This is a genomic window from Thiomonas arsenitoxydans (assembly GCF_000253115.1).
GTDB lineage: Bacteria > Pseudomonadota > Gammaproteobacteria > Burkholderiales > Burkholderiaceae_C > Thiomonas > Thiomonas arsenitoxydans.
Genome location: NC_014145.1, coordinates 516,159 through 539,528, shown reverse-complemented (window position 1 = coordinate 539,528; position 23,370 = coordinate 516,159). Strand labels below are relative to the sequence as shown.

Here is a 23,370-nt window from a genome sequence, read left to right as displayed (position 1 = left end):
ACGCGGGTGTTGGCCGCCCTCCCAGTGAGGCTGTGGGTCGCACCGCGGATTCCGCGACCCAGTCTCACAGATTCCAAAGTGTCCTGCCCTCGGCGAAGCCCGGACGGGGTTGGCGGAGTTGAAGGGTTGCAGTACAAACTTTTCATGCGATGCTGATACGAAAGAACGAATCCTGAACCCCATGCAACAAGACAACCCGAACCTGATCGGCAAAACTTGGGCCGAAATCCAAGCAATTGAAGCGCAGTCCAGCCGCGATGACTACGACCCACAGACCGACTGGGACTCACTCGTTCAGGCTGCCAAGGTGCGGCAGGCCCAGTCGGACGCACAGTTCGCGGCGAATCCGTCGCAGACCCTCCCCGCATCCGACGGCTTGGCCGTCGTCATCGCCCGCCTCGAAGTACTGACGCGTCAGGCGAACGCACACTAATGTGCGCGAACTGCGTTGGGATTACGAGTCGATAGACTGCCGCAGAGCGGCAGTTCGACGCCTCTAATGCCGCTCCGCAGACTGATTTGCCGCGGGTGCGGCATATCTTCTGTAGAACCAGCGCTTGCCCAATTCCACCAGAGACAGATAGACCGCGAGCAACACGGCCAGAAGGCCGAAGAACTCCAGCGGCAGCGGCACGAATCCCAGGCCGCTGGCGACCGGCGAGAACGGAAGCAGCATCGCCAATGCGACCACGCCGAGCGACAGCCAAGTGAGCCAGGGGTGCGGATGGCTGCGCAGCGGATTGCGGCGGGTGCGGATGACGAAGATCACCAGTACCTGGGTGGCGATGGACTCGACGAACCAGCCGGTGTGGAACAGGGTCTCGTCGGCCTTGAGCAATGTCATCAGCAAGTAAAAAGTCAGCAAGTCGAACAGCGAGCTGATGGGGCCAATGGTCAGCATGAAGTTGCGGATGAAGGTCATGTCCCAGCGCCGCGGACGCACCAGATCCTCTTCATCCACGTTGTCCAGCGGCAGCGGCAGTTCTGAAAAGTCGTAGAGCAGGTTGTTGAGCAGAATCTGCAGCGGCAGCATGGGAAGAAAAGGCAGGATGAGCGCCGCTGCAGCCATGCTGAACATATTGCCGAAGTTGGAGCTAGTGGCCATCATGATGTACTTCATCACATTGCCGAAGGTGCGACGACCTTCGAGAATGCCGGCATGCAAGACGCCGAGGTCGTTTTCCAGCAGGATCATGGCAGCGGCCTGCTTGGCCACGTCTACCGCACTGTCCACCGAGATCCCGATATCGGCCGAATGCAGCGAGGGCGCATCGTTGATGCCATCGCCCAAATAGCCGACGACGTGGCCGCGCGCCTTCAATGCCAGCAGGATGCGGTTTTTCTGCGCCGGATTGGCGCGGCAGAAGAGATTGACGTCGGCCACACGCGCGCGCAGCGCGTCGTCATTCATGGCCGCGATCTCCTTGCCGGTCAGCACGCCGTGGATGGGCACGCCCAATTGCATACAGATATGGCGCGTGACCCGTTCGTTGTCGCCGGTGACGATTTTCACGGCGACGCCGCTGGCCGCCATCGCGGCCAGCGCCTCCCCGGCGCTCGCCTTTGGCGGATCGAGAAACGCCGCAAAACCTGCGAAGATGAGCGCCGACTCGTCCGTGACCACCGCATGCGGATGGTCAGGCGGCATGTCGCGCCAGGCGATGGCCAGCACGCGCAATCCCTCCTCGCCCAGGCTGTCGAAAAGCGCGGTGATGCACGCGCGGGCTGCTCCGTCAAGCGGCGCTGCAGAGCCGTCTTCCTGCTCATATCGGGTGCACAGGCCGAGAATGTCTTCCGGCGCGCCTTTCACCACCAGAAGACGTCTGCCCTGTCTTTCCACCAGGACGGAAACGCGCCGCCGTTCGAAATCGAACGGCACTTCGTCGAGCTTGTTCCAGCCGGAGGCGTCGATCTCGTCGTGCTGCAGGATGGCGTCGTCGAGCGGGCTTTTCAGGCCGCTCTCGAAATGGCTGTTGAGATAGGCCAGTTCCAGCACATGCGCGCTGTCGCGGCTCTGCGCATCGATGTGGCGCTCCAAGCGGATTTTCGCCTCAGTCAGGGTGCCGGTCTTGTCGGTGCACAGCACGTCCATCGACCCCATGTCCTGCATAGCCGACAGGCGCTTGACGATCACCTTCTTGTCCGCCATGCGCAAAGCGCCGCGCGCCAGCGTCACCGACACGATCATGGGCAGGAGTTCGGGGGTGAGTCCCACCGCCAGGGCCACGGCGAACAGGAAGGATTCCAGCAGCGGACGATGCAGGGCGATGTTGACCAGCAGCACGAACAGCACCATTCCAAAGGTCAGGCGCATGATCAGCAGGCCGAACTGGCGCGTGCCCCGCTCGAACGCGGTTGCCGGCGGCTGTTTTTCCAGGGACGTGGCAATCTGTCCCAGTGCGGTCAGCGGCCCGGTACGCAGGATGAGCACGCGCGCCGAGCCGCTCACCACGGAACTGCCCATGAACACGGCGTTGGGCGCATCGGCGTCCCAGGTGTGTGCTTGGAGCGTCGGGCCCAGGCGCTTTTCCACCGGATAGGGCTCGCCGGTGAGTTGGGCCTGGTTGACGAAGAAGTCATCGGCCTCCAGCGCCATGCCGTCCGCCGGCACCAGTCTGCCCGCAGAAAGAAGGACGACATCTCCGGGAACCAGCCGGCTCAGCGCAACCTCGCACGGCGTGCCGTCACGCAGCACGGTGGCGACGACCTCGACCTGTGCGGCCAGACGCTGCGCCGCCTGTCCGGCGCGATGTTCCTGGAAAAAATCGAGCGTCACGCTCGCCAGCACGATGAGTCCGATGACACAGGCCCCGGTGGCATCGCCGGTCACCGCGGAAATGCCGCTGGCCGCCAGCAGAATCAGGACGAGCGGGTTGCGCAAACGCGCCAGGAATTCCAGAATGACCAGGCGCTGCCGCTTCGGCCGGATCTGGTTCGGCCCGAACTGATTGAGCCGAGCGGCCGCCTCAGCGCTGCTCAATCCCTGGCCCAAGGAGGCTTGATCGGTCGAGGTCATGTCGAATGGTTTGTGCTGTTTTGCCCACTAGGCGTGCAGCATGCCAGACCATGATGACATTGCAGTCGATCCAGTCGCGAAGCGCCGTTGCGCGTCGATAATGGAATGACGTTTCCCATGCCGAGAGCCGCAATGAGTCAGCACAACCCCCTTCCGATGCCGGGCCATGTTTGCACCAGCCAGCGGCTCGTCGGCTGCTGGGCGCGCGGCGTGGTCATGCGGGGCAAGACCGATGGTTTGGATCGCGCTTGGGCCGCCGAGCCGCAGGCCCAGCGCGGGTCGCTTGGCAGACAAGGCGAATCAACGCACCATGTCCGTGCCGCCTAGCCCAGCCGCCGCGCTGATCGACGGCCTGCAGCAAATGTTGCAGACAGCCACCGGCCGACCGGTGAGGCGCGTCGAGACGCATATCTCCTGGGTGCTGCTCGATGGCGAGTTTGCCTGGAAAGTCAAGAAACCCGTTCGTCTCGGTTTTCTCGACTTCAGTGCACTCGAGGCGCGGCGCCATGGCTGCGAGGAAGAACTGCGGCTGAACCGCCGACTCGCCCCCGCGATCTACCTGGACGTAGTGCCGATCTATGGCAGTGCGACGGCTCCACGCCTGGGCGGCGACGGCAAGCCCATCGAATACGCGCTGCGTATGGAGCAGTTCGCCGCGGGTGCGCTCTTGAGCGAGAGGCTGGCGGCCGGGAGTCTCGCCACCACCGCCATTGATCGGCTGGCGGCGCGGCTGGCCGCATTTCACGCCGCCGCGCCCGCAGCCGCAGGCGAGACGCCCTACGGCGCTCCGGCGGCGATTCTTGCCGCCACGTCGAAAGTCCTGGGGGGGCTGCAAGCGCAGGTCGGCGCCCGCACGGTGGCCGACCTGCACGACTGGTGCGCGGCGCAGGGTCGGCGTCTTCGAGCACGCTTCGTGGCCCGCAAGTGCCGGGGCTGGGTGCGCGAAGGCCATGGCGATCTGCACCTGGACAACCTGGTCACCCTCGGCGATGGGGTCACGGCGTTCGACTGCGTCGAGTTCGACCCCGGCCTGCGCTGGATCGACGTGCAGAGCGACATCGCCTTCCTGACCATGGACCTGACCGCGCACGGACGCAGCGACCTGGCGTGGCGCTTTCTCGACCGCTGGCTCGAAGCCACCGGCGACCATGCCGGCGTGGCTGTGCTGCGCTACTACGCCGTCTATCGGGCGCTGGTGCGGGCGCTGGTGACGGGGTTGCGCCGCGCCGAGGGTCTGGCCAGCGCCGGGCCGGATTATGTCGGCACAGCGCGGCGGCTGGCCGCGGCGGGTGATGCGCGCCTGCTCATCACCCACGGCCTGTCGGGATCGGGCAAAAGCCATGTGGCGCAGCGAGTGCTGGAGGTTGCGGGAGCGATTCGCCTGCGTTCGGACGTCGAGCGCAAGCGGCTTTTCGGCCTGCACCCGCTCGACGCGTCTGCGCCGGTGGCGCATGACATCTATGCCCCGGCAGCGACGCGGCGCACCTATACGCGCCTGCGTGAATCGGCCGCGGCCGTGCTCGATGCCGGCTACCCGGTGATCGTCGATGCCGCGTTCCTGCGGGCGCGCGAGCGCGACGCGTTTTGCCGCCTGGCAGACCGCAAAGGCGTGCCGTTCACGATCCTGCACTGTCATGCCGACCCCGCCGTGCTGCGCCAGCGCGTGCAGGCTCGCAGCACCCGCCGCGACGATGCCTCGGAAGCCGATCTCGCCGTGCTCGAACGGCAACTCCGCGACCACGATGCACTGAGCCCGGACGAAGATCTTGTCTGCATCACGGTCGACACCAACGCGCCTCTGGACGTCAATGCCATCGCGCGACGCTGGAAGGCTGCGCGATGAGCCGGGCGCACGGCCGCCCGAAGCCGGGCGCACCCCTCCCGAAGGGGGGCAGCTGCGCAGCGCGTAGGGGGCTTGGAGTCACAGCGCTCGGCTCTCTGCGGCGGCTCGATGGAGGCAACGGCGATTCCAACCTTGTTGGAATCTTCGGTCCGTCCCCCGGTACCGTCTTGGGCGAATTGCTGCTACATGACTGGGCGAAAACCAAACCCCCTTCCATCGGCACCTGGCCTCAACACAGGGAGCAAGAGGGATGCCCTGCACGCTCACGGTGCTGTGCAGGGCAATTTTTCTCAATCGCCTATGCGGCGATGAATCACCCCTCACCCGCTGCATCAACCCCATCTGCCTCAAGGGCGTTGTACTACGCCATCGCTTCGACCTCGCGCGCTGTGTGGGCGGTCATCACCCGGTAGCCTTCATCGAGAACGTCCAGCATGCGTCGAGGATCTTCAAAACTCAGGGTAATGGCGCCATCGAACGGTTCATTTCGGTCGGCGCGGCAGGCCGACTCCTTGGCTGCTGCAAAGAACCCGGTTTCATCTATGTCACGAAACGTTGCTGCAGACAATGCACCCAGGCGATGCAGCGTGTTGAAAAGGCCATTGACGCCACCGATTTAAGCGCTGTTCAGGTTGAGCGCGGCCTGGCATTTCTGGCGAAATTGGGCGTTGAGGTCGTCGAGGTCCGATCAAACACTGAAACAGTGCAGCGGCATGATTCCCCATTTGCGAGAAGTCGAATACCCAGAGCGGGATGCTAGTCATCCCTTAGCACAGTGGTGGAATCGGATGCGTGGTTTGCTCGATCAAGCACCACATCCATCGCGGTACTAGCGTATCCATGCAGCTGCGCCGTACAAAGTGGCGCGTGCGTGCCCTGCTATATGGCAGGAATTTGGCTGAAGTGAAGAGGTTCATGCAGTCGACGGGTGTGCAGCGCGACATCTTGCGGACACCTCCTCGCCTTTACGAGAAGGTTTATCGTCCCTATCTTGTGTGCGGGCTGAGCCCTCGGCAAAGCGCCCGTTTGGTTTACAGCCACTACCGACTGGCGTGTGACTATTTGAGCGGGGCACAACGGCGCGCCATCCATTGGCATCAGGGACTGAATCTCTGCAAGGTGGCGGCAGAAGCGCAGCCCTCCACCGCCTGACTTCGCTATGTCGATCAATTCGGGAAAGAAGGCGAATGAAAGCTGGAGTTGCTGGTGACCTGCCCCCTTGGGCAAACGGGTGTACTGTGCCAGCTTCAGTTTGATCGGCCAGAACTCCCATGATCTGGGTTTCGTGATCGGATGCCTACAAGGGCCTAGCCTGCAGACCGAAGAGGGACGCGATCAGATCGCTCGAAAAACGGTCTGATCGTCTGCCATGGCGGAATACCGCAGCGCCGAAAAGCACAACGCCCAGCCGGGCGGGGTGTTGAGCGACGCCGGGTACACGCAGTCTTCAAAAGCGCGGCGCGCGCACATAGGCGCCGCGGCCGGCGTAATGGGCCGCACTGCCCAGCTCTTGCTCGATACGCATGAGCTGGTTGTATTTTTCCACTCGCTCGCCGCGCGCGGGGGCGCCGGTCTTGAGATGGCCGGTATCGAGCGCCACGGTGAGATCCGCAATGAAACTGTCCACGGTCTCGCCTGAGCGATGCGAAACAAAAGCGCCCCAGCCGTGATCGCGCGCCAGACGGTTGGCAGCGATGGTTTCGGTGAGCGTGCCGATCTGGTTGAGCTTGATGAGCACCGAGTTGGCGATGTTCTCTGCGATGCCGCGGGCGATGATGGCCGGGTTGGTGCAGAAAATATCGTCGCCGACCAGTTCGGTAGTGTCGCCCAGCGCGTGGTTGAGCGCCTTCCATCCGGCCCAGTCGTCTTCGGCCATGCCGTCTTCGAGCAGAACGATGGGGTGGACCTTCACGAGCCGGGCGTAATACTCCACCATTTCCGGTGCCTCCAGGCGACGCTTTTCGGTACGCAGGTTGTAATACCGGCCGTCTTCGAAGAATTCACTGGACGCCGGGTCGATGGCAATCGCTACGTCGGCGCCGGGCCGCAATCCAGCCTTTTCGATGGCCTGTGCGATGAGCTCCAACGGTTGTTCGTTGGACTGAACCTGCGGGGCAAAACCGCCTTCATCGCCCACGCCGACCGACAGCCCCTTGGCTTGCAGAATCGACTGCAGCGCGTGATAGACCTCCGAGCCCCAGCGCACCGCCTCGCGCACGCTGGTTGCGCCCAGCGGCGCGATCATGAATTCCTGAAAATCGGCGCCCTGCCAATGCGCATGCACTCCGCCGTTGAGAATGTTCATGTGCGGCACCGGCAGACGCGTAGCGCCCGGGCCGCCGAGGTACTGATAGAGCGGCAGGTCGCAGGCGGCGGCAGCGGCACGGGCGACCGCCAGTGAAACGCCCAACAGGGCGTTGGCGCCGAGCTTGGCCTTGTTGTCGGTACCGTCCAGCGCCATCATGGCGGCGTCGATCGCCGCCTGCTCGCGGGCGTTGCGGCCGAGGAGTTGCGGCGCAAGCACGTCGTTGACATGGCCAACGGCCTTGAGCACGCCCTTGCCGCCAAAGCGCCTGGCGTCGCCGTCACGCAGTTCCACCGCCTCGCGCGAGCCGGTGGACGCGCCCGAAGGCACGGCAGCGCGCGCCTTGATGCCGCTGGCCAGGGTGCAATCGACTTCGACGGTGGGGTTGCCGCGCGAATCGAGAATTTCACGGGCGGTCAGTGCGGTGATGGTGGCGTTCATGGGCAGGGCTCCAGGGCGTGAGTCGGGTCAGGTTAAGACGGTGTTGTGACAGTCTGAGAAAGCTGCGAGGTTCAGCGAGCCATCCAGGCAGCGGCAGTCAGCTTCCGTGCAGAATGCGCAGCGCATCGTGCAGGCTCGCGCCGTCGCAGTCGAGGGCGGTGATCGCGTTGCATAGCCGCACCGCCTCGGCGAGCGGTCGTTGGTGAATGTTGCGCCCGGTGGCGCTGCCTGCTGCGCCGCCTTCGGTCAGTTGCGCATGCAAGCCCCTGAGAAACGCTTCGGCGCCGCGCTCGCCGCCTCCGGCGCAGACCACGCCGGTTCGACCCGCAGCCCGCACTGCTTCGCGCAGTGACTGCGGCCCGGCGCTGGGCGCGTTGACCTTGACAAAGTCGGCGCCCAGACAGGCAGCCAATCCGGCAACGCCGGCGATCAGATGAGCGTCGTGTTCGTCGGTGATGTGCTGCCCCCGGGGATAGGCCCAGAGGATCGCCAGTAGGCCCTGTTGATGCGCCTCGAACACCGCCTTGGCCGCCTCGGCGAGCATCTCGGCTTCGAATGCGCTGCCGGGGTAGAGGGTATAGCCAATGCCGACCATCTGCAGACCGGCGGTGTCGCGCAGTCTCACCACCTGCTCGATGGTGTGCCACTGGCGACTAAGCGGGTCTGCGCTGCGGGCTGGAACCAGGTGGGTCTTGGCGTTGAGCTTGACCACATAAGGCACATCCCGATAATCGGGCGCATAGCGCGAGATGAGCCCGAGTTGTGTGGCGAATGCGCCGATGCGCGCCCGTGAGGCAATACGGAACAGATGCTCGGGATCGGCATCATCCACGGCCACATGATCGCCGACGAAGTCGTCGTTGAGATGCTCGACCTTTTGATCGCCCGCCATGAGCATGAGCCGCCCGCTGCCCTGGGTGACGCGGTGCAGATTGGCGAGAAAGCGGGCCCGCTCGGATTCGGGAACATCTGCGGGGACGGCACGGGGTAGGGACATGAAAATCTCCGGATGGGGTTGGGCAGAACAGTGACTCCGCCCGGAAAATTCAATCCCTGTCGAGCGACGCCAGCAGCGTGCGGCAGAGGCCGCGCACCGCATGGCATGTACAGCGGTGTGAGACAGGCAACAGCCGACGACATACTCCGTACTCGCGTGCAAGCAATATCAGCACGCGAGTATGGAGAAGCCCATCATTCGGAACTTTGCGGTTCCGAATGATGCGAGGGTTGAGAATTGCGTCAATTCTGAACTTGCTTACTTTTTCCTTGCTGCGGCCTTAGGTTCGCTTCGGGCGTGTGCAGAGGCTTCGGCTGCAGATTGCGCCCTTTTCGCGGAGCTGTGCTTGGGCTCCTGGACGCCCCGCAGCAGGGCTTCAATCTCCACCTCCGCCTGCAGCCAGTCCTCCACCGGATCGCCTTGAAAACCTTGGCGCTCCGCCCGATAAAAAGCGGCTTCGGCAATCATGTGTTGAAGCTGCTCCGCCGAAACGGAAGAACTCTTCTGAGTTTCCATAAAACGGTCTCCTTACAAAATTTCGTCTCTAAAAATGAAACAAAATGTTTGCAATTTATGCAAACGCGCCTCTTTATCCACCGAAAATCCACCTCTCAATGGCAATACATCGGCAAAGCGCAAGATAAGTCTGTCCAGACGAGATGTCTTGATCTGCATCAGCACGGAGGCTAACGCGCGACAAGACCAAGGGTCAGATCAAAAAGCCCTGCAAAGAAATGGGCTCAAAATTCACGGGATGAGAAAACTTGGGGCGGCCCTGCGTTCGTTTTCTAATGAGCATCTCAAATCTTCCGCTGCACAACAGATCTCGGGTATCCTCCCAAAAACTCAGTCATCATCGTCCTCATCCATTTCTCCAACACAGAGGGCGCGCAGCATTTTTTGGGTCACCAGTACCACGCCGTTGCTCGTGCGCCCGCCAGCACCAAGGCGATGGTGCGGCGCACGAGCATGTGCGGCTGCATCTGGAGATCTTGCATGTTCATCGGGCTCAAGGGGCTGTTCTGATTCATGGCAGATCTCCTGATGCCGAAGCGTTCGCGCGGTAGCGCCGGATCAGCATGTTGGTCGAGCTGTCGTGCGCCATCGCCGCGCCATCGCCTGCGGCCAGTTCGGCGGCGATGCGTGTGGCTAGCACCTTGCCTAGTTCGACACCCCATTGGTCGAAGGAATCGATGTTCCACAACACGCCCTGGGTGAACACGCTGTGCTCATACAGCGCGATCAATGCGCCCAAGGTGAAGGGGGAGAGTTCGTCTGCCAGCACGGTATTGCTCGGGCGGTTGCCTTCGCATACTCGCTGCGCGATTTGCTCGGAGGGCACGCCTTCATCGCGCAACTCCTGCCCGGATTTGCCAAAGGCCAGCGCCTCGGATTGGGCGAAGAGATTGGCCATGAGCAGGTCATGCTGTGCAGCCTGCCCAGTAGTGGTGCGGCAAAGCCGATGAAATCGCACGGCGCCAGTCGGGTGCCCTGGTGCAGCAATTGAAAAAACGAGTGTTGACCGTTGGTTCCGGGTTCGCCCCAGACGATGGGCGAAGTCGGGCGCGGCACCTGCTGCCCGGATGCGGTGACGTGCTTGCCGTTGCTCTCCATCACCAACTGCTGCAGATAGGCGGGCAGACGCCGCAGCGCGTGGCTGTAGGGCAGGACGGCCTGAGTTTCGGCGCCGAGAAAATTGTTGTTCCACACAGCGATCAAACCGTGCAGCACCGGCATGTTGTGATGCAGAGGCGCAGTCTGGAAATGCACGTCCATCGCTCGAAACCCGGCGAGCAGGCGATGGAAGTTGTCGGGGCCGATGGCAATCATGGTGCTCAGACCGATGGCCGAATCCATCGAGTAGCGTCCGCCTACCCAGTCCCACAGGCCAAACAGGTGACGGGTGTCGATGCCGAACTCAGCGACCGCCTGCGCCTGGCTCGACACCGCCACGAAGTGGTTGGCCACGGCGCGTTCGTCGCCGAGTTGGGCCACGCACCATTGCCGCGCCGCGCGCGCGTTGGTCAGGGTGTCAAAGGTGCGAAAGCTCTTGGAGCAGACGATGAACAGCGTTTCTTCGGCATGCAGGCCGCGGGTGGCTTCGTGCAGATCCGCAGGGTCGATGTTGGACACAAACCGCATGTGCAGCCCCGCGTGGCTGTCGTGTCGCAGCGCCTCGCAGGCCATGGCCGGGCCGAGGTCGGAGCCGCCGATGCCGATATTGATCACGTTTCGGATGGGCTTGCCGGTATAGCCGCGCCACTGGCCGTTGCGCACCTGCCGGGCAAAGTCGACCATGCGGTCGAGCAAAGCATGCACTTCAGGCACGACGTCCACGCCGTCCGCCACAACCTTCACTCCCTTTGGCGCACGCAAAGCCGTGTGCAGGGCGGCACGCTTTTCGGTGGCATTGACCGGATCGCCGCGGAACATGGCGTCGCGCCGCTCGGGCAAACCACACTGACGGGCCAGATCGCACAGCAGCGCCAGCGTGGCGTCGGTCAGGCGGTTCTTGGAGTAATCGAAATACAGCCCCGCCGCTTCGACATGCATGCGCTCGCCGCGTTGCGGGTCTTGCTCGAACAGTTCGCGCAGATGCAGGCTGGCGATCTGGCGATGGTGCGCGGCGAGCGAGTCCCAGGCGGGCACAGGCGCAGCGCCCGACGGCGTGGCTTGCGTTTCGGTACTCATGCCATCAACCCATCGACGGCGCGCACCTGCTCGTCGAGCGTGGCGAGAAAGCGCGCGGCGTCGGCCCCGGCAACGACGCGGTGGTCACAGGTGAGCGTGAGCCGGGTCAGGCCGTCGCGCGCTGGCGCCGCCACGGCAAGAATGGCCGCGGCCCCTAGAGGGACGATGGCGTCGAACTGCTCGACCCCGGCGAACATGCCGAGGTTGGAGAGATAGAAGGTGGCGCCGGAGTAATCGGCCGGAACCAGACGGCGGCGCGCCACCTTCTCGCGCAGCTCTCGCCAGTCTTCGTTCAGCTCGGGCAAGGGGCGGACGGCGTTGCGCAACACCGGGGTGATGAGGCCGTCTGCGGTATCGACGGCAATGGCGATGTCGATGGCCTCGCGCCGCGCCAGTCCGCCGGGCGTCCAGCAGGCGTTGAAATCCGGGTGTTTCTGCACGGTCAGCGCGCAGGCGCGCGCCAGCAGCAGGCTGATGGATTGATGCGCCTGCTGCGCGGCGGCGTGCAGGGGTTGCAGATCGACCGCCGCGGTGACATGGAAGGTGGGCGTGTGCACGGTGCGCTGCATGTTCTCGGCCATTGCCGCCTTCAGGCTGCTTGGCCGCTCGATGCGATGCACCGGGCCGAGTTGCAGATGGGGCAGTTGCGGCCCTATGGCCGCAGCAAGCACCTGCACGGCGGTGATGCGGCCTTGAGCGTCGGGCTGGAGCAAGGCAGGGTCGATATCCAGCTCGGCAGCCAGTCCGCGGGCGAATGGCGAGACGCCGCCCGCAGAGCGCGCGGCCAGCGCTGCATCGAGCACCGGGCTGGCCGGGGCGGAAGCGGCGTGGGGTTCGGGCTGGGGTTCGGGCTGGGGGGCGGGGGTGGCGGACGCAGAGGTTGGCGCAGGGGACGGAGCCTCGGGCTGCGGCGCGGCGCGCGGTGGGGTTTGTTGCATCAAAGAGGCCCCGGTCTGCGCCGCTTGCGCAGCGGGTTGTGCAGGACTTTTTGGCGCAGGCGCAGGCGCCGACGCCGCATCGGTGATCCAGGCGATGGTCGATTTCACCGGGATATCGCTATCTACCGGCGCCAGCGGCCCGGACAGCACGCCGTCGGCATAGGCTTCGACATCCATGATGGCTTTGTCCGACTCGACTTCAGCCAGCACATCGCCGCTCTTGACGGGATCGCCCGGCTGCTTGAGCCAGCGCGCGATGCGTCCGGTCTGCATGGTGTCAGACAGCACGGGCATGGTGACGGCGGTCTGGGTCATACGGCGTTCTCCTTGGCGGCCAGACCCAGGAGTTTGCGGGCGGCTGCGGCGATATCTGCGGGTTGAGGAATGGATTGCTCTTCCAGGCGCTTGTTGTAGGGGGTGGGCAGGTCAAGTGCGGCCACACGCATTGGCGCAGCGCGCAGGCTGTCGAAACACCGTTCGGTAAGCGTGGCGGCGATCTCGGCCCCCGCCCCGGCAAAGCGGCTGTCTTCTTCAGCGATGAGCACATGGCCAGTCTGGCGCACCGAAGCGGCACAGGTGGCCCAGTCGATCGGGCTGAGCGAGCGCAGATCGATGACCTCGGCCTCGATGCCTTCTGCCGCGAGCTGCTCGGCTGCGGCCAGCGCCTGATTGGCCATGCGCGAATAGCTGATGAGGGTGAGATCGCGTCCAGGGCGCCGCACGATCGCGCGGTGCGGCGGCGGGGCCGGTGCGTCTTCACTCACCAGGCCCTGGTCGAAATTAAGCAGCTCGTGTTCGAGCACGATCACGCAGTCGTCAGCGCGGATGGCTTGACGCAGTTGCCAGTAAGCATCTTGCGGCGTGGCCGGAACGACGATGCGCAGTCCGGCGACATTCATCAGCGTGTGTTCCAGCCGCTGCGAATGCTGCGCGGCGAGTTGCCGCGCAACGCCGCCGGGCATGCGGATCGTCAACGGCATGCGAAACTGCCCGCCGGACATGAACGGAATCTTGGCCGCCATGTTGGCGATGGCATCGAGCGCCAACAGTGCGAAGTTCACGGTCATGATCTCGACCACGGGGCGCATCCCGACCATCGCCGCCCCCACCCCCAGGCCGGTAAAGCTGTTCTCGGAAATCGGAGTGTCAAGCACACGGCGTTCGCCATACTTGGCCTGCAGTCCTTCGGTGACGCGATAGGTGCCGCCATAGAGGCCGACGTCTTCTCCCAAAGTAAATACCGCGTCGTCTGCGGCCATTTCGGCATCAAGCGCGCGATTGAGCGCCTGCCAGTAAAAGAGTGTCTGGGTGGGCATATCAGGCTCCTCAGATCAGGGTGGCGGCGTCAACGCCGCACCGCAGCGCGCGGCGGGCATCGTCGAATGTGGGCTCGGCAGAGGCGATGGCAAACGCCACCGCATCATCGATCTCAGCGCGAATTTCGGCCTCGAGTTTGTCCAGCCCAGCCGTGTCGAGATGTCCGCTGCGCACATAACGGTCGCCAAGCGCGGCGCAACTATCCAGCCCGAGGCTTTGCAGCAGGGCATCGTCGGGGCAGTGGGCCTTGAGTTCGCGCAGTTCGGCGCCAATGGGGTCTTGCGCAGTGTAGGCAGCCACCTCGACGGCGGGGCGGTAGCTGCCCGGATCGGCCATCGAATGCCCCCGATAACGATAGGTTTCAAGTTCCAGCAACTGCGGCCCCTGCCCGGCGCGAATCTGCGCGAGCATGGCGCTGGCGTGGCCATGCACCCCTTCTGCTTCCATGCCGTTGGCGCGCAACGCCGGAATGCCGTAGGCGCAGGCGCGCTTGTACACCTCGGTGATAGCCGAGTGGCGATGGATTTCGGTGCCGATCTGGTAATGGTTGTTCTCACAGACAAACAGCACCGGCAGCTTCCACAGCGCGGCCATGTTGAGCGACTCGTGAAATGTGCCCTGGTTGACCGCACCATCCCCGAAAAAGCAGATCACCGCCTCGGGCAAACCGCGCAGTTGCACGGCATAAGCCGCGCCGATGGCGATCGGGTAGGTCTCGCCCACAATGGCATAGCCCCCGAGAAAGCGGCGCTGGGCATCGGACAGATGCATCGATCCGCCCAAACCGCCCGAGCAGCCCGTGCGCCGCCCGAACAGCTCGGCGACTATGGCGCGCATGGGCACGCCGCGCGCCAGCGCATGCACATGCTCGCGATAAGTGCTCACCACATAATCACCCGGCTCGGCGGCGGTGAGCACCCCGACCGCCACCGCCTCCTCACCGGGGTAAAGATGCAGAAAACCGCCGATATTGCCCTTCGCATATTCTTGCGCCAAGCGTTCTTCAAGGCGACGGGCGCGCAGCATATCGCGCAGAAAGTGCAGATGCAGATCTCGATTCATGGTGAAACCTTTCGCAATGGCAGCGGCGGCATTCAGACGGCAGGCCGCGCCGCGCCGCCCCCGGGCACACCAAGTTCGTCCAGCGCCTGCCGGATCGGCGTGAGGTACATCATCGCCGGGCCGCCATGCATCAGCACGGCCATGAAACCTGCCGACATCACCTCGTCACGGCTCGCGCCAGCCTCCAGCGCCCCCTTGACGTGAATGGCGATGCACCACTCGCATTGCGCTGCCACCGACAGCGCCACATTGATGAGCTCCTTCATCCGCTTGTCCAGGGCGGGCCCGCCCTCCGCCTTTTGCATGAAATTGGAAAAGGCGCGGGTTTCGGTCGGATAGTCCTTGTTGAGATAAGTCATCAAGGATGTGATTTCTTCGAGTTTCTGATGAGTGGTCATGGCAGTTTTCAGGTCGTGGTAAAGCGGGATCAGAGATCGATCACATCGCCTTGTTTCGGGCGTTGTACCCGGGTGTTTTTGAGCAGCGCGGCAAACGCGTCCATGCTGTCCGGATCGCCGTGAACCAGGATGGTCTGCTCGGGTTTGAGTGCTTGCTGCCAGGCGAGCAGTTCGCGCTGATCGGCGTGCGCCGAGAAGCCATTGATGGTGTAGAGCCGCGCGTGGACCGGAATCTCTTCGCCAAACAGCTTGACCTTCGTGGCGCCATCGATCAACAGCCGCGCGAGTGTGCCGCGCGCGGCGTATCCGACAAACACCACACTCGACTCGTGCCGCCCCAGGTTGTGACGCAGGTGATGCCGCACCCGCCCGCCGGTGGCCATGCCCGAGCCGGCCATGATGACCGCGCCGCCCACCAGACGGTTGAGGGCGATGGAATCGGCGGCTTCGCGGGTGAAGCGCAGCCCCGGCAAGGAAAACGGGTCGCTGCCTGCGCGAAACAAAGCGTCAATGGCGTTGCCGTAGCACTCGGGGTGGTGGCGAAAGATTTCGGTGGCGGAAATCGCCATCGGGGAATCGAGAAAGACCGGCAAGGTGCGAGGCAGTTTGCCCGCCTCGAGGCCTTCGCGCAGGTAAAAGAGAATCTCCTGCGCGCGCTCGAGTGCAAATGTCGGAATGACGACATTTCCCCCGCGCTTGAGGGTCTCGCTGATGGCCGCGAATAACTCGGCGATCGAGGGCTCGATGGGTTTGTGCAAACGGTCGCCGTAGGTCGTCTCCATCACCACCGAGTCGGCGCGGGGCGGCAGTTGCGGGTCGCGCAGCACGGCGTGGCCGCCATTGCCCAGGTCGCCAGAAAAAATCACCGAGCGGTGCGCCCCCGATGCGGTCTGTTCAATGCGGATGCTGGCTGAGCCCAGAATGTGTCCGGCATCGAAAAAGGTGGCGCTCAGGCCCGGTGCGAGCTCCAGCGTCTGCCCATAGACCGCGGTGCGGCCGAAAAACTCCAGGGCATTGAGCGCATCGAGCGTGGTGTAGAGCGGCTGTGCCTGGGCGTCGCCGCGACGGTGGGCGTGACGCGTGTTGCGCTCGGCCTCCTCTTCCTGCAGATGGGCGGCGTCGAGTAGCACCACACGGGTGAGTTCACGCGTGGCTGCCGTGGTGATGATCTCGCCGCGAAACCCGCGCTTGACCAACAGCGGAATGCGGCCGCAGTGATCGAGGTGCGCATGGGTGAGCAGCAACAGGTCGATCGACTTGGGGTCGAAGCCGAAGTCCTCGGCGTTTTCCTCGTCGAGTTCATGGCTGCCCTGGAACATGCCGCAGTCGATGAGCACTCGTTTGCCCTGCGCATGCAGCAGATGGCAGGAGCCGGTGACATTGCGATCGGCGCCGTGGAAGGAGAGTTTCATGGTTATTGTCCTTGTGGTGACTCGGTTGCGGAGCCTTCCAGCGGCGAGCCGTTGCGGGCATGCCAGGTGCAAATGCCCTCCCAGGCCTCCCGCGCGTCTTCGGCAAACCAGAACAGCCGGGCATCTTCTTCGTCGATGCTGCCGGCTTCGAGCAGAAAGTCGACGTTGAACACGCCGCGCCAGTACGACTCGCCGATCAGCACGATGGGAATGGGGGCGGATTTGCGGGTCTGGATCAGCGTGAGTGCGCCGAACAGTTCATCGAGTGTGCCGAAGCCGCCCGGCAGCGCGACGATGGCTGCGGCGCGCTGCATGAAGTGCAGCTTGCGCAGCGCGAAGTAATGAAACTGAAAACACAGCCCCGGCGTCAGGTAGGGGTTGGGGTATTGCTCGCGCGGCAGGGAGATGTTCAAACCCAGGGTTTCAGCCCCTGCCTCGAACGCGCCGCGATTGGCTGCCTCCATGCCGCCAGGGCCGCCGCCGGTCATCACCGCGAGCCCTGGAATCCGTGCCGCGCCGATCATCTGGCCGAGTTCGAAGCCGATTTGGTAATAGCGCGACAGCGCCATGCGGCGCTCGGCCAGACGCAGCGCCCGGGCGACGGCTGCGTCGTGCGGTTGCTCGGCAGCCTGATGCCGGGCTTGTTCGAACTCGCTTCGCGCCGTCTGCGGCTCGCGCAGCCGCGTGCTGCCGAAGACCACGATGGTGCGAGTGATGCCGTGCGCCTGCAACGCCTGCTCGGCTTTCTCATAGTCGAGCTGCAATCGCAGGCCGCGGTGCGCGTCGGTATGGAGAAAGGCCACATCGCGGTCGGCCTCGACATACGATGGATGCTCCATGATGGCGCGCAGCCGGGCCTGCGCCTGTGCCTCTTCTTCGACCGGTTTGGGACGTTCCCAAGGCAGCGGTTGGGTACGCTTCGTTCGATGGGGCGGTTGCGGGATGCGGGTTGAATCACTCATCGCTGAGCCACCTCGCCGCTGGGCTTGTCATCGGCCTTTCGTCCCAAACGGGCCTCGACCTCCAGTACATGCTGGGTGGTGGCGATCACGGTGTCCGGGTTCAGGCTCATGGTGTCGATGCCCAGTTCGACGAGGTATTCAGCCATTTCCGGATAGTCCGACGGCGCCTGGCCGCATAGCCCGGAATGGATGCCATTGCGGCGACACCCCTCAACGGCCAGCCGGATCATTTCCTTCACGCCGTCGTCGCGTTCGTCATAGTCGAAGGCCACGATTTCGCTGTCACGGTCAACCCCGAGGGTGAGCTGGGTGAGGTCGTTGGAGCCGATGGAAAAACCATCGAAGCGCTTGGCGAACTGGTCGATGAGAATGACGTTGTTCGGGATTTCGCACATGGCGTAGATCTGCAGGCCGTTCTCTCCACGCTTGAGACCGTATTCAGCCATTGCGGCGAGCACGTCATCAGCTTCCTTGACGCGGCGAACGAAGGGCAGCATCAGGATGACGTTGGTCAGCCCCATCTCTTCGCGCACCCGTTTCATCGCCAGACATTCCAGCCCAAAACCCTCGGCATAGGCCGGGTGGGCATAGCGCGACGCGCCGCGAAAGCCGATCATCGGATTGGATTCATCGGGCTCGAAATCAACACCTCCGATTAGGGTGGCGTACTCGTTGGACTTGAAGTCCGACATGCGCACCACCACCGGCTTGGGCCAAAATGCTGCGGCAATGGTGCCGATGCCTTCGGAGAGCCTTTGCACGAAGAACTGTGCGCCGTCCGGGTGACCGCGCAGCATGTGCGCAAGAGTCTGGCGCGTCGTTGCGTTCTTGACCTTGTCTGGATGCAACAAGGCCAGCGGGTGCGCCTTGATGTATTCGTTGATCACAAACTCCATCCGCGCGAGGCCCACGCCATCATTAGGCAGAAACGAGGTCTTGAACGCGATCTCGGGATTGCCGATGTTGATCATGATGCCCGTGATGGGGCGGGGCATGTCGCCGATCTCGGTCTTTTCGGCGTGGAACGGCACGATACCGTCGTAAACCTTGCCGCTATCGCCCTCGGCGCAGCTAACTGTGACTCTCTGGCCGCTGGGAACGGCGCTGGTCGCATTGCCCGCACCGACCACGGCCGGAATGCCGAGCTCGCGGGCAATGATGGCCGCATGACAGGTGCGCCCCCCGCGGTTGGTGACGATGGCCGCTGCGGTTTTCATCACCGGCTCCCAATCCGGCGTGGTGATGTCAGCCACCAGCACTTCGCCGGGTTTGAAATCGGATAGATGCGCCACATCGGCGATCACCCGCGCCGTGCCACTGGCAATTTTTTCGCCCACTGAGCGACCCACGGTGAGCACCTCGGCATGGCCGTCGAGCACATAGCTCTCGATTTCGGTCACGCGACGCTGCGAGGCCACGGTTTCAGGCCGCGCCTGAACGATGTAAATCTGACCGTCCAACCCGTCTTTGGCCCATTCCATGTCCATCGGATGACCATAGTGCTGCTCGATTTTGATTGCGGCGTCGGCCAGTTCGAGCACATCGGCGTCTTCCAGACAAAAATGCTCGCGGTCGGCCTTGGGCGTGGGGAGGTTGCGCGTGGTTTGCCGGGTCTCGCCCTCGACGAACACCATTTTCACCGCCTTGTCACCCAGGCTGCGGCGCAGCACGGTGCGATGCCCGGCGGAGAAGGTGGGTTTGTGGACATAGAACTCATCGGGATCAACCGCACCCTGCACGACGTTTTCGCCCAGGCCGTAGGCGCCAGTGATGAACACCACGTCGCGAAACCCCGATTCGGTGTCGAGGGAAAACATCACCCCGGAAGCTGCAAGATCGGAGCGCACCATTTTCATCACGCCGATGGACAACGCCACCTTGAAATGGTCGAAGCCCTGATCGACTCGGTAGTGGATGGCCCGGTCGGTGAACAGGCTGGCAAAGTCGCGGCGGCAAGCATCGAGCAGGCTTTCATCGCCCCGGATGTTCAGATAGGTGTCCTGCTGGCCGGCAAAGCTGGCGGTGGGCAGATCTTCGGCGGTGGCTGAGCTGCGCACCGCCAGGCTCACATCCTCGCCGTATTGCTCCTGCAAGGTGCGATAGGCAGCGATGATCTCTGCGGCCAAGTCTTTGGGCAAACCCGCGCCGTAAATAATTTCGCGGGCGCGCTTGCCGCGGCGAGCGAGGTCTTTCACATCGTCTGGGTCGAGGCCGTCGAGCGCGGCATGAAGCGCATCCCAAGCGCCTGCGGCCTCCAGCATGTAACGGTAGGCTTCGGCGGTAATGGCAAATCCATTGGGCACGCGCACGCCCTGGCTTGACAGCTTGCGATACATCTCACCCAGCGATGCGTTTTTACCGCCCACCAAAGGTACATCGCCGATCCCAATCTGGTCGAAAAAACGAATGTAAGTGCTGTGACTCATGCGGCTCTCCAGGGAGTTGTTTTGTGATGTTTTGCAACCGATCTGCTGCACTTAGCGTCTGCCGGGCGTCCCAGAGGTGGGCAAAGCCAGGTGCCAGACACTAAAACCGCCACTCGGTTGCTGCAGCATGCGAACCTGCGAATCCGGCGGAAGACCGATTCAGCGTAGTGCGGCGTCACGCCAAGCCCTTGCGCTACATCAAGCCCGCGCAGAAGCACGCCTGCCGAGTTCGTCCAGGCCTGCGGCGTGAGCAGCAGCAGCCCGAATGCCGGGTCTTCGCAGTCGTGCCACCATGTCATCAGCGCCGTGCGGTCGGTCGACTTGCAAACCGGCGCACCGCGCCAGATTCCAGGCCACGCCCGTCGTCTGCAGATCTGCACCGGGCTCCGCCCAGACCTCGGCAGCAGTCCGTGCTCGGTCAATCAGGCGCTGCTGCAGCGCTCGCCTCTCGGACAGAACGTCTGGCTCGAGTCGCTGCAGGAGTTCCATAAACTGCAACAGACTGCTCAAGAAGCCTCGCCATTCACGTCTCCCTGTTTGGTCTGGCAGGCAACCACGCGGATCGCCCAGATGTTGCGCAGCCAGGCGCGTGAATCGGCCCGCGGATGATGCCCCAAGAGTCGATCAAGCGCTGTGATGGTCGCCAGGCAATGGTGAGACTGGGCCAGCTTCCATCGGCCATGTTGGAAACATCATCCGAGCGGGTGATGCGCTACTTTCAGGACCCTGGAGTCAAATACACCGCCGGTTAAAACTTCTTGGGGCTGAAGCAATAGGCGGTTTTGCTCGGCATGTGCAGACCACCGATCCGGTCGCATTGACGAAACCCTAGGCGGTATCTGCAGGCGTGTGGCAGAACTGGTGACCGCCAGCAGGGGGCCCAAGGAAAGACCTATGAAGCCAGTGAAGTCAAAGACCAGCGGAAGGGCGAGTGGGCCTTGCTTGGCTCCTGTGAACAGAATGGCGAACAGCACACCGAACGCCAGGATCATCAAAATGAAGGGGGGCTGATACGGGAAGGCCATGCTCGTGCCGAACAGGGCCGCGACCGCAGTCACCACCAGCGTTGACGCCAGGAGAGCATAGGTTTTGCGTACCAGCGCATGGGTGGCCACAGAGGCCATGGAGCCTGCAAACTCCAGCAAATAGGACGGTCGAGGCATGGTCCAACTCCATCACATGCTGTGGTCTGTGATCCGGCCCATCATGGATACCGGAACACGAGATAGCGAGTCTGTGCGGCTTCATGATTCTTGCCATCGATGCACATCAGATGACACCCCGGGGATTTTGTTTGACTTGTTCGACGATGTAACCTCACCCGCGCTTGCCATGTCGATGTGACTCTGCGCGGGCCACCGCAGGGGCGCGCTTATCAGGCATCCAGCGAAGAGCGGAAGCGCAGCACGCTCACTGCCAGCATCACTGCCGCCAGCGCAGCCAGCGCCGTGAGATCGGGCCAAAGCACCACAAACCCGACGCCCTTGAGAAAGACGGCGCGAATGACCACCAAAAAATAACGCAGAGGATTGATCAGCGTGAACCACTGCAGCACCTGCGGCATGGCGGCGATGGGAAATGCAAAACCGGAGAGAATGAAAAACGGGTTGACGAAAAAGAAATTCAGCGCGAAGGCTTGCTGCTGCGTTTTGGAGAAGGTCGACAGCAGTAAGCCCATCCCGACGGCCGCAAGCAAGAACAGCATAGAGCCCGCCAACATAACGAGCGGGTCGCCGATGAACGGCACCTTGAACCATAGGATCCCGATGGCGCTGACCAGCAGGATGTCCCCCAGTCCAATGAGAAAGAATGGAACCGTCTTGCCCAGAATGAATTCCACCGAGCGGATCGGACTGACCATGATCTGTTCCAGTGTGCCCACCTCTCTCTCGCGCACGATGGCGAACGCCGTCAGACTCACCACCTGCAGCAAGGTCAGGCTACCAATCACACCGGGAATAAAAAACCAGCGATCTTCCAAACCCGGGTTGAACCAGGGCTGCAGTTGCAGGCTGATGCCTGTTTGAGGAGCGGCGAGGCTGGCGTGGGGTGGCATCAGCCGACTGGCTTCGTCGCTGGAAAACTGCGCGACGATCTGGCTGATGTAACCCAGCGCGATGAGCGCTGTGTTCGAGTTCGTGCCATCAACTATCACCTGCAAAGGCGCACCTTTACCGTTCTGCAGATCCTGCTGGAACCCGGCATGCACGACGATGGCCAGGACCGCGACATCGTTGTCGATCGCATGCGTCACCTCGGCGCGGCTACGCGCGGCCTCGACCACATCAAATCGGCCGGACGCCACGAAATGCGAAATGAGAGAGCGGCTGGCTTGGCTCTGATCGAGATCGAGCACCACCGTGGCGACGTGGTGCACGGTGAATGTTGCGGCGTAGCCGAACACCAGCATTTGAATGATCATGGGCACGATCAGGCGAAACATGGCCCACCGGTCCCGCCGGATCTGCAGGAACTCTTTCATCAACATGGCGCGCAAGCGTTCGAACATCGCCTCAGTCCAAACGTTTGTGGAATGCACGCGCCGCGAGGTAGACAATGACCACGGCAAAGATCAGAAGTCCCAGCAGTGGCTGCCAAAGATCGGCAATCCCGCTGCCCTTGAGGAAAATGCCGCGCAAAATGGTGACGTAGTAGCGCGGATAGACGATCAGCGTGAGCGCCTGGATCGGAGCGGGCATCTGATCAATCGGAAAGGTGTACCCCGACAGCAGCGTGGTGGGCAGCATGGTCACCAGCAGCGCAATCTGGCTGGCGCCGAGCTGGCTGCGGATGCGCACGGAAATCAGGTAGCCAATCCCAAGAATCACCATGCTGAAAAGCGCCGTGGCGGCAAACAGCGTGACCAAATTGCCGCGCATTGGCACCCCGAACCAATACACCGCGAGGCCGAGACAGACCACCGCATCCACCATGCCGACCACGAAGTACGGCAACAGCTTGCCGAGCATGACCTCCAGCGCGGTGACGGGCGTGGAAATGAGTTGCTCCATGGTGCCGCGCTCCCACTCGCGCGAGACGGTGAGTGAGGTCAGCTGCGCGCCCACCAGCGCCAGAATGACCGCCACAACCCCTGGAATGATGAAGTTGCGACTGTCGAGTGTTTCGTTGAACCAGGTGCTGGGCTGCAGATTGACCTGCCCGATCAATGTGGGCTGCACCCCATGCGCTGCCCGCCATTGCGCCTGGATTTGCGCATTCGTTTGGGCAATCACGCCTTGGAGGTAGCCCTGCGCAATATTGGTGGTGTTGACATCTGTCGCATCAAATATCGCCTGAATGGAGGCGGTTCCCGTTGACGCCAGATGCCGCGAGAAGTCCACCGGAATGACCACTGCAGCAATGCACTGACCGGCATTCATGGCGTTGCGCAGGTCTGCCTGACTATGCAGCACATGGGTGATGGAGAACCAGCCTGCGGCCTGAAACCGGCTGTCAATGGCCCGACTGAGCTGGCTGTGTTCGTGCCGAACGAAAATTGACCCACTTTTGAAGGTTATGCCGACGCAAAATTGACCCGGGTGTTCCACCTACCCTGCTGCTT

20 protein-coding genes and 1 pseudogene are annotated in these 23,370 nt (G+C 63.0%); 5 read left to right on the top strand and 16 right to left on the bottom strand.

Annotated elements, in window-relative coordinates:
* Positions 1-181 precede the first annotated feature (181 nt).
* On the top strand, positions 182-433 hold the full coding sequence (locus THI_RS02475; RefSeq protein ID WP_013104644.1) for a hypothetical protein: 252 nt from the start codon (positions 182-184) through the stop codon (positions 431-433).
* Between the two features lie 63 nt (positions 434-496).
* On the opposite strand, the gene mgtA is transcribed toward THI_RS02475, so the two are convergent.
* Entirely contained in the window at positions 497-3,016 is a 2,520-nt protein-coding gene (gene mgtA, locus THI_RS02470) for a magnesium-translocating P-type ATPase (protein ID WP_013104643.1), read from the bottom strand.
* A gap of 310 nt (positions 3,017-3,326) precedes the next feature.
* Here mgtA and THI_RS02460 point away from each other — a divergent pair, with 310 nt between their 5' ends.
* The 3 genes from THI_RS02460 (at position 3,327) to THI_RS19575 (ending at position 6,011) form a co-directional block, all read left to right on the top strand.
* Positions 3,327-4,859, top strand: coding sequence for a bifunctional aminoglycoside phosphotransferase/ATP-binding protein (locus THI_RS02460; protein WP_041608871.1), 1,533 nt, complete (start codon positions 3,327-3,329; stop codon positions 4,857-4,859).
* A 250-nt stretch (positions 4,860-5,109) separates the two neighbouring features.
* The gene (locus tag THI_RS18710; RefSeq protein ID WP_013104641.1) at positions 5,110-5,619 is read left to right on the top strand and encodes a hypothetical protein; all 510 of its coding nucleotides are present in this window, start codon (positions 5,110-5,112) and stop codon (positions 5,617-5,619) included.
* Between the two features lie 80 nt (positions 5,620-5,699).
* The gene (locus tag THI_RS19575) at positions 5,700-6,011 is read left to right on the top strand and encodes a DUF535 family protein (protein ID WP_079668422.1); all 312 of its coding nucleotides are present in this window, start codon (positions 5,700-5,702) and stop codon (positions 6,009-6,011) included.
* A gap of 295 nt (positions 6,012-6,306) precedes the next feature.
* On the opposite strand, the gene eno is transcribed toward THI_RS19575, so the two are convergent.
* From eno to ppsA, 12 genes and pseudogenes are all read right to left on the bottom strand, one after another.
* Complete coding sequence (gene eno, locus THI_RS02450) at positions 6,307-7,605, bottom strand: phosphopyruvate hydratase (protein WP_013104639.1); 1,299 nt, start codon at positions 7,603-7,605, stop codon at positions 6,307-6,309.
* Between the two features lie 97 nt (positions 7,606-7,702).
* Entirely contained in the window at positions 7,703-8,602 is a 900-nt protein-coding gene (locus tag THI_RS02445) for a beta/alpha barrel domain-containing protein (RefSeq protein ID WP_013104638.1), read from the bottom strand.
* 258 nt (positions 8,603-8,860) lie between these two features.
* Positions 8,861-9,118, bottom strand: coding sequence for a DUF2934 domain-containing protein (locus tag THI_RS02440; protein ID WP_013104637.1), 258 nt, complete (start codon positions 9,116-9,118; stop codon positions 8,861-8,863).
* A gap of 389 nt (positions 9,119-9,507) precedes the next feature.
* A complete protein-coding gene (locus THI_RS19465) occupies positions 9,508-9,633 on the bottom strand; it encodes a hypothetical protein (protein WP_255356515.1) in 126 nt (41 codons plus the stop codon).
* Positions 9,630-11,293: pseudogene (gene pgi, locus THI_RS02435) on the bottom strand (glucose-6-phosphate isomerase). Before pgi ends, THI_RS19465 begins: the two are co-directional and overlap by 4 nt.
* The gene (locus THI_RS02430) at positions 11,290-12,546 is read right to left on the bottom strand and encodes a dihydrolipoamide acetyltransferase family protein (protein WP_013104636.1); all 1,257 of its coding nucleotides are present in this window, start codon (positions 12,544-12,546) and stop codon (positions 11,290-11,292) included. The pseudogene pgi and the gene THI_RS02430 overlap by 4 nt, the downstream one beginning before the upstream one ends.
* Positions 12,543-13,547 carry an alpha-ketoacid dehydrogenase subunit beta gene (locus THI_RS02425; protein ID WP_013104635.1) on the bottom strand — a complete coding sequence of 335 codons (1,005 nt, stop codon included), beginning with the start codon at positions 13,545-13,547 and terminating at the stop codon, positions 12,543-12,545. Before THI_RS02425 ends, THI_RS02430 begins: the two co-directional genes overlap by 4 nt.
* Positions 13,548-13,557: 10 nt before the next feature.
* Positions 13,558-14,610: a thiamine pyrophosphate-dependent enzyme gene (locus tag THI_RS02420; RefSeq protein WP_013104634.1), complete on the bottom strand. Its 1,053-nt coding sequence runs from the start codon at positions 14,608-14,610 to the stop codon at positions 13,558-13,560.
* Between the two features lie 32 nt (positions 14,611-14,642).
* Positions 14,643-15,008 carry a carboxymuconolactone decarboxylase family protein gene (locus THI_RS02415; protein ID WP_013104633.1) on the bottom strand — a complete coding sequence of 122 codons (366 nt, stop codon included), beginning with the start codon at positions 15,006-15,008 and terminating at the stop codon, positions 14,643-14,645.
* A 29-nt stretch (positions 15,009-15,037) separates the two neighbouring features.
* Positions 15,038-16,420: an MBL fold metallo-hydrolase RNA specificity domain-containing protein gene (locus THI_RS02410; RefSeq protein WP_013104632.1), complete on the bottom strand. Its 1,383-nt coding sequence runs from the start codon at positions 16,418-16,420 to the stop codon at positions 15,038-15,040.
* A 2-nt stretch (positions 16,421-16,422) separates the two neighbouring features.
* The gene (locus THI_RS02405) at positions 16,423-17,382 is read right to left on the bottom strand and encodes an LOG family protein (RefSeq protein ID WP_013104631.1); all 960 of its coding nucleotides are present in this window, start codon (positions 17,380-17,382) and stop codon (positions 16,423-16,425) included.
* Positions 17,379-19,808 (bottom strand): phosphoenolpyruvate synthase, encoded by a 2,430-nt coding sequence (gene ppsA / locus THI_RS02400; protein WP_013104630.1) that lies wholly within the window; start codon positions 19,806-19,808, stop codon positions 17,379-17,381. The genes THI_RS02405 and ppsA overlap by 4 nt, the downstream gene beginning before the upstream one ends.
* A 246-nt stretch (positions 19,809-20,054) precedes the next feature.
* Between ppsA and THI_RS02395 the strand changes: the two genes are divergently transcribed.
* Positions 20,055-20,417 carry a hypothetical protein gene (locus THI_RS02395; protein ID WP_041608869.1) on the top strand — a complete coding sequence of 121 codons (363 nt, stop codon included), beginning with the start codon at positions 20,055-20,057 and terminating at the stop codon, positions 20,415-20,417.
* Between the two features lie 83 nt (positions 20,418-20,500).
* Here the strand turns inward: THI_RS02395 and THI_RS18005 are convergent, their stop codons facing one another.
* From THI_RS18005 to THI_RS02380, 3 genes are all read right to left on the bottom strand, one after another.
* The gene (locus THI_RS18005; protein WP_013104627.1) at positions 20,501-20,971 is read right to left on the bottom strand and encodes a Bax inhibitor-1 family protein; all 471 of its coding nucleotides are present in this window, start codon (positions 20,969-20,971) and stop codon (positions 20,501-20,503) included.
* A 212-nt stretch (positions 20,972-21,183) separates the two neighbouring features.
* Positions 21,184-22,317, bottom strand: coding sequence for an ABC transporter permease (locus THI_RS02385; RefSeq protein ID WP_013104626.1), 1,134 nt, complete (start codon positions 22,315-22,317; stop codon positions 21,184-21,186).
* Positions 22,318-22,321: 4 nt separating this feature from the next.
* Positions 22,322-23,356: an ABC transporter permease gene (locus tag THI_RS02380; RefSeq protein WP_013104625.1), complete on the bottom strand. Its 1,035-nt coding sequence runs from the start codon at positions 23,354-23,356 to the stop codon at positions 22,322-22,324.
* Positions 23,357-23,370 lie beyond the last annotated feature (14 nt).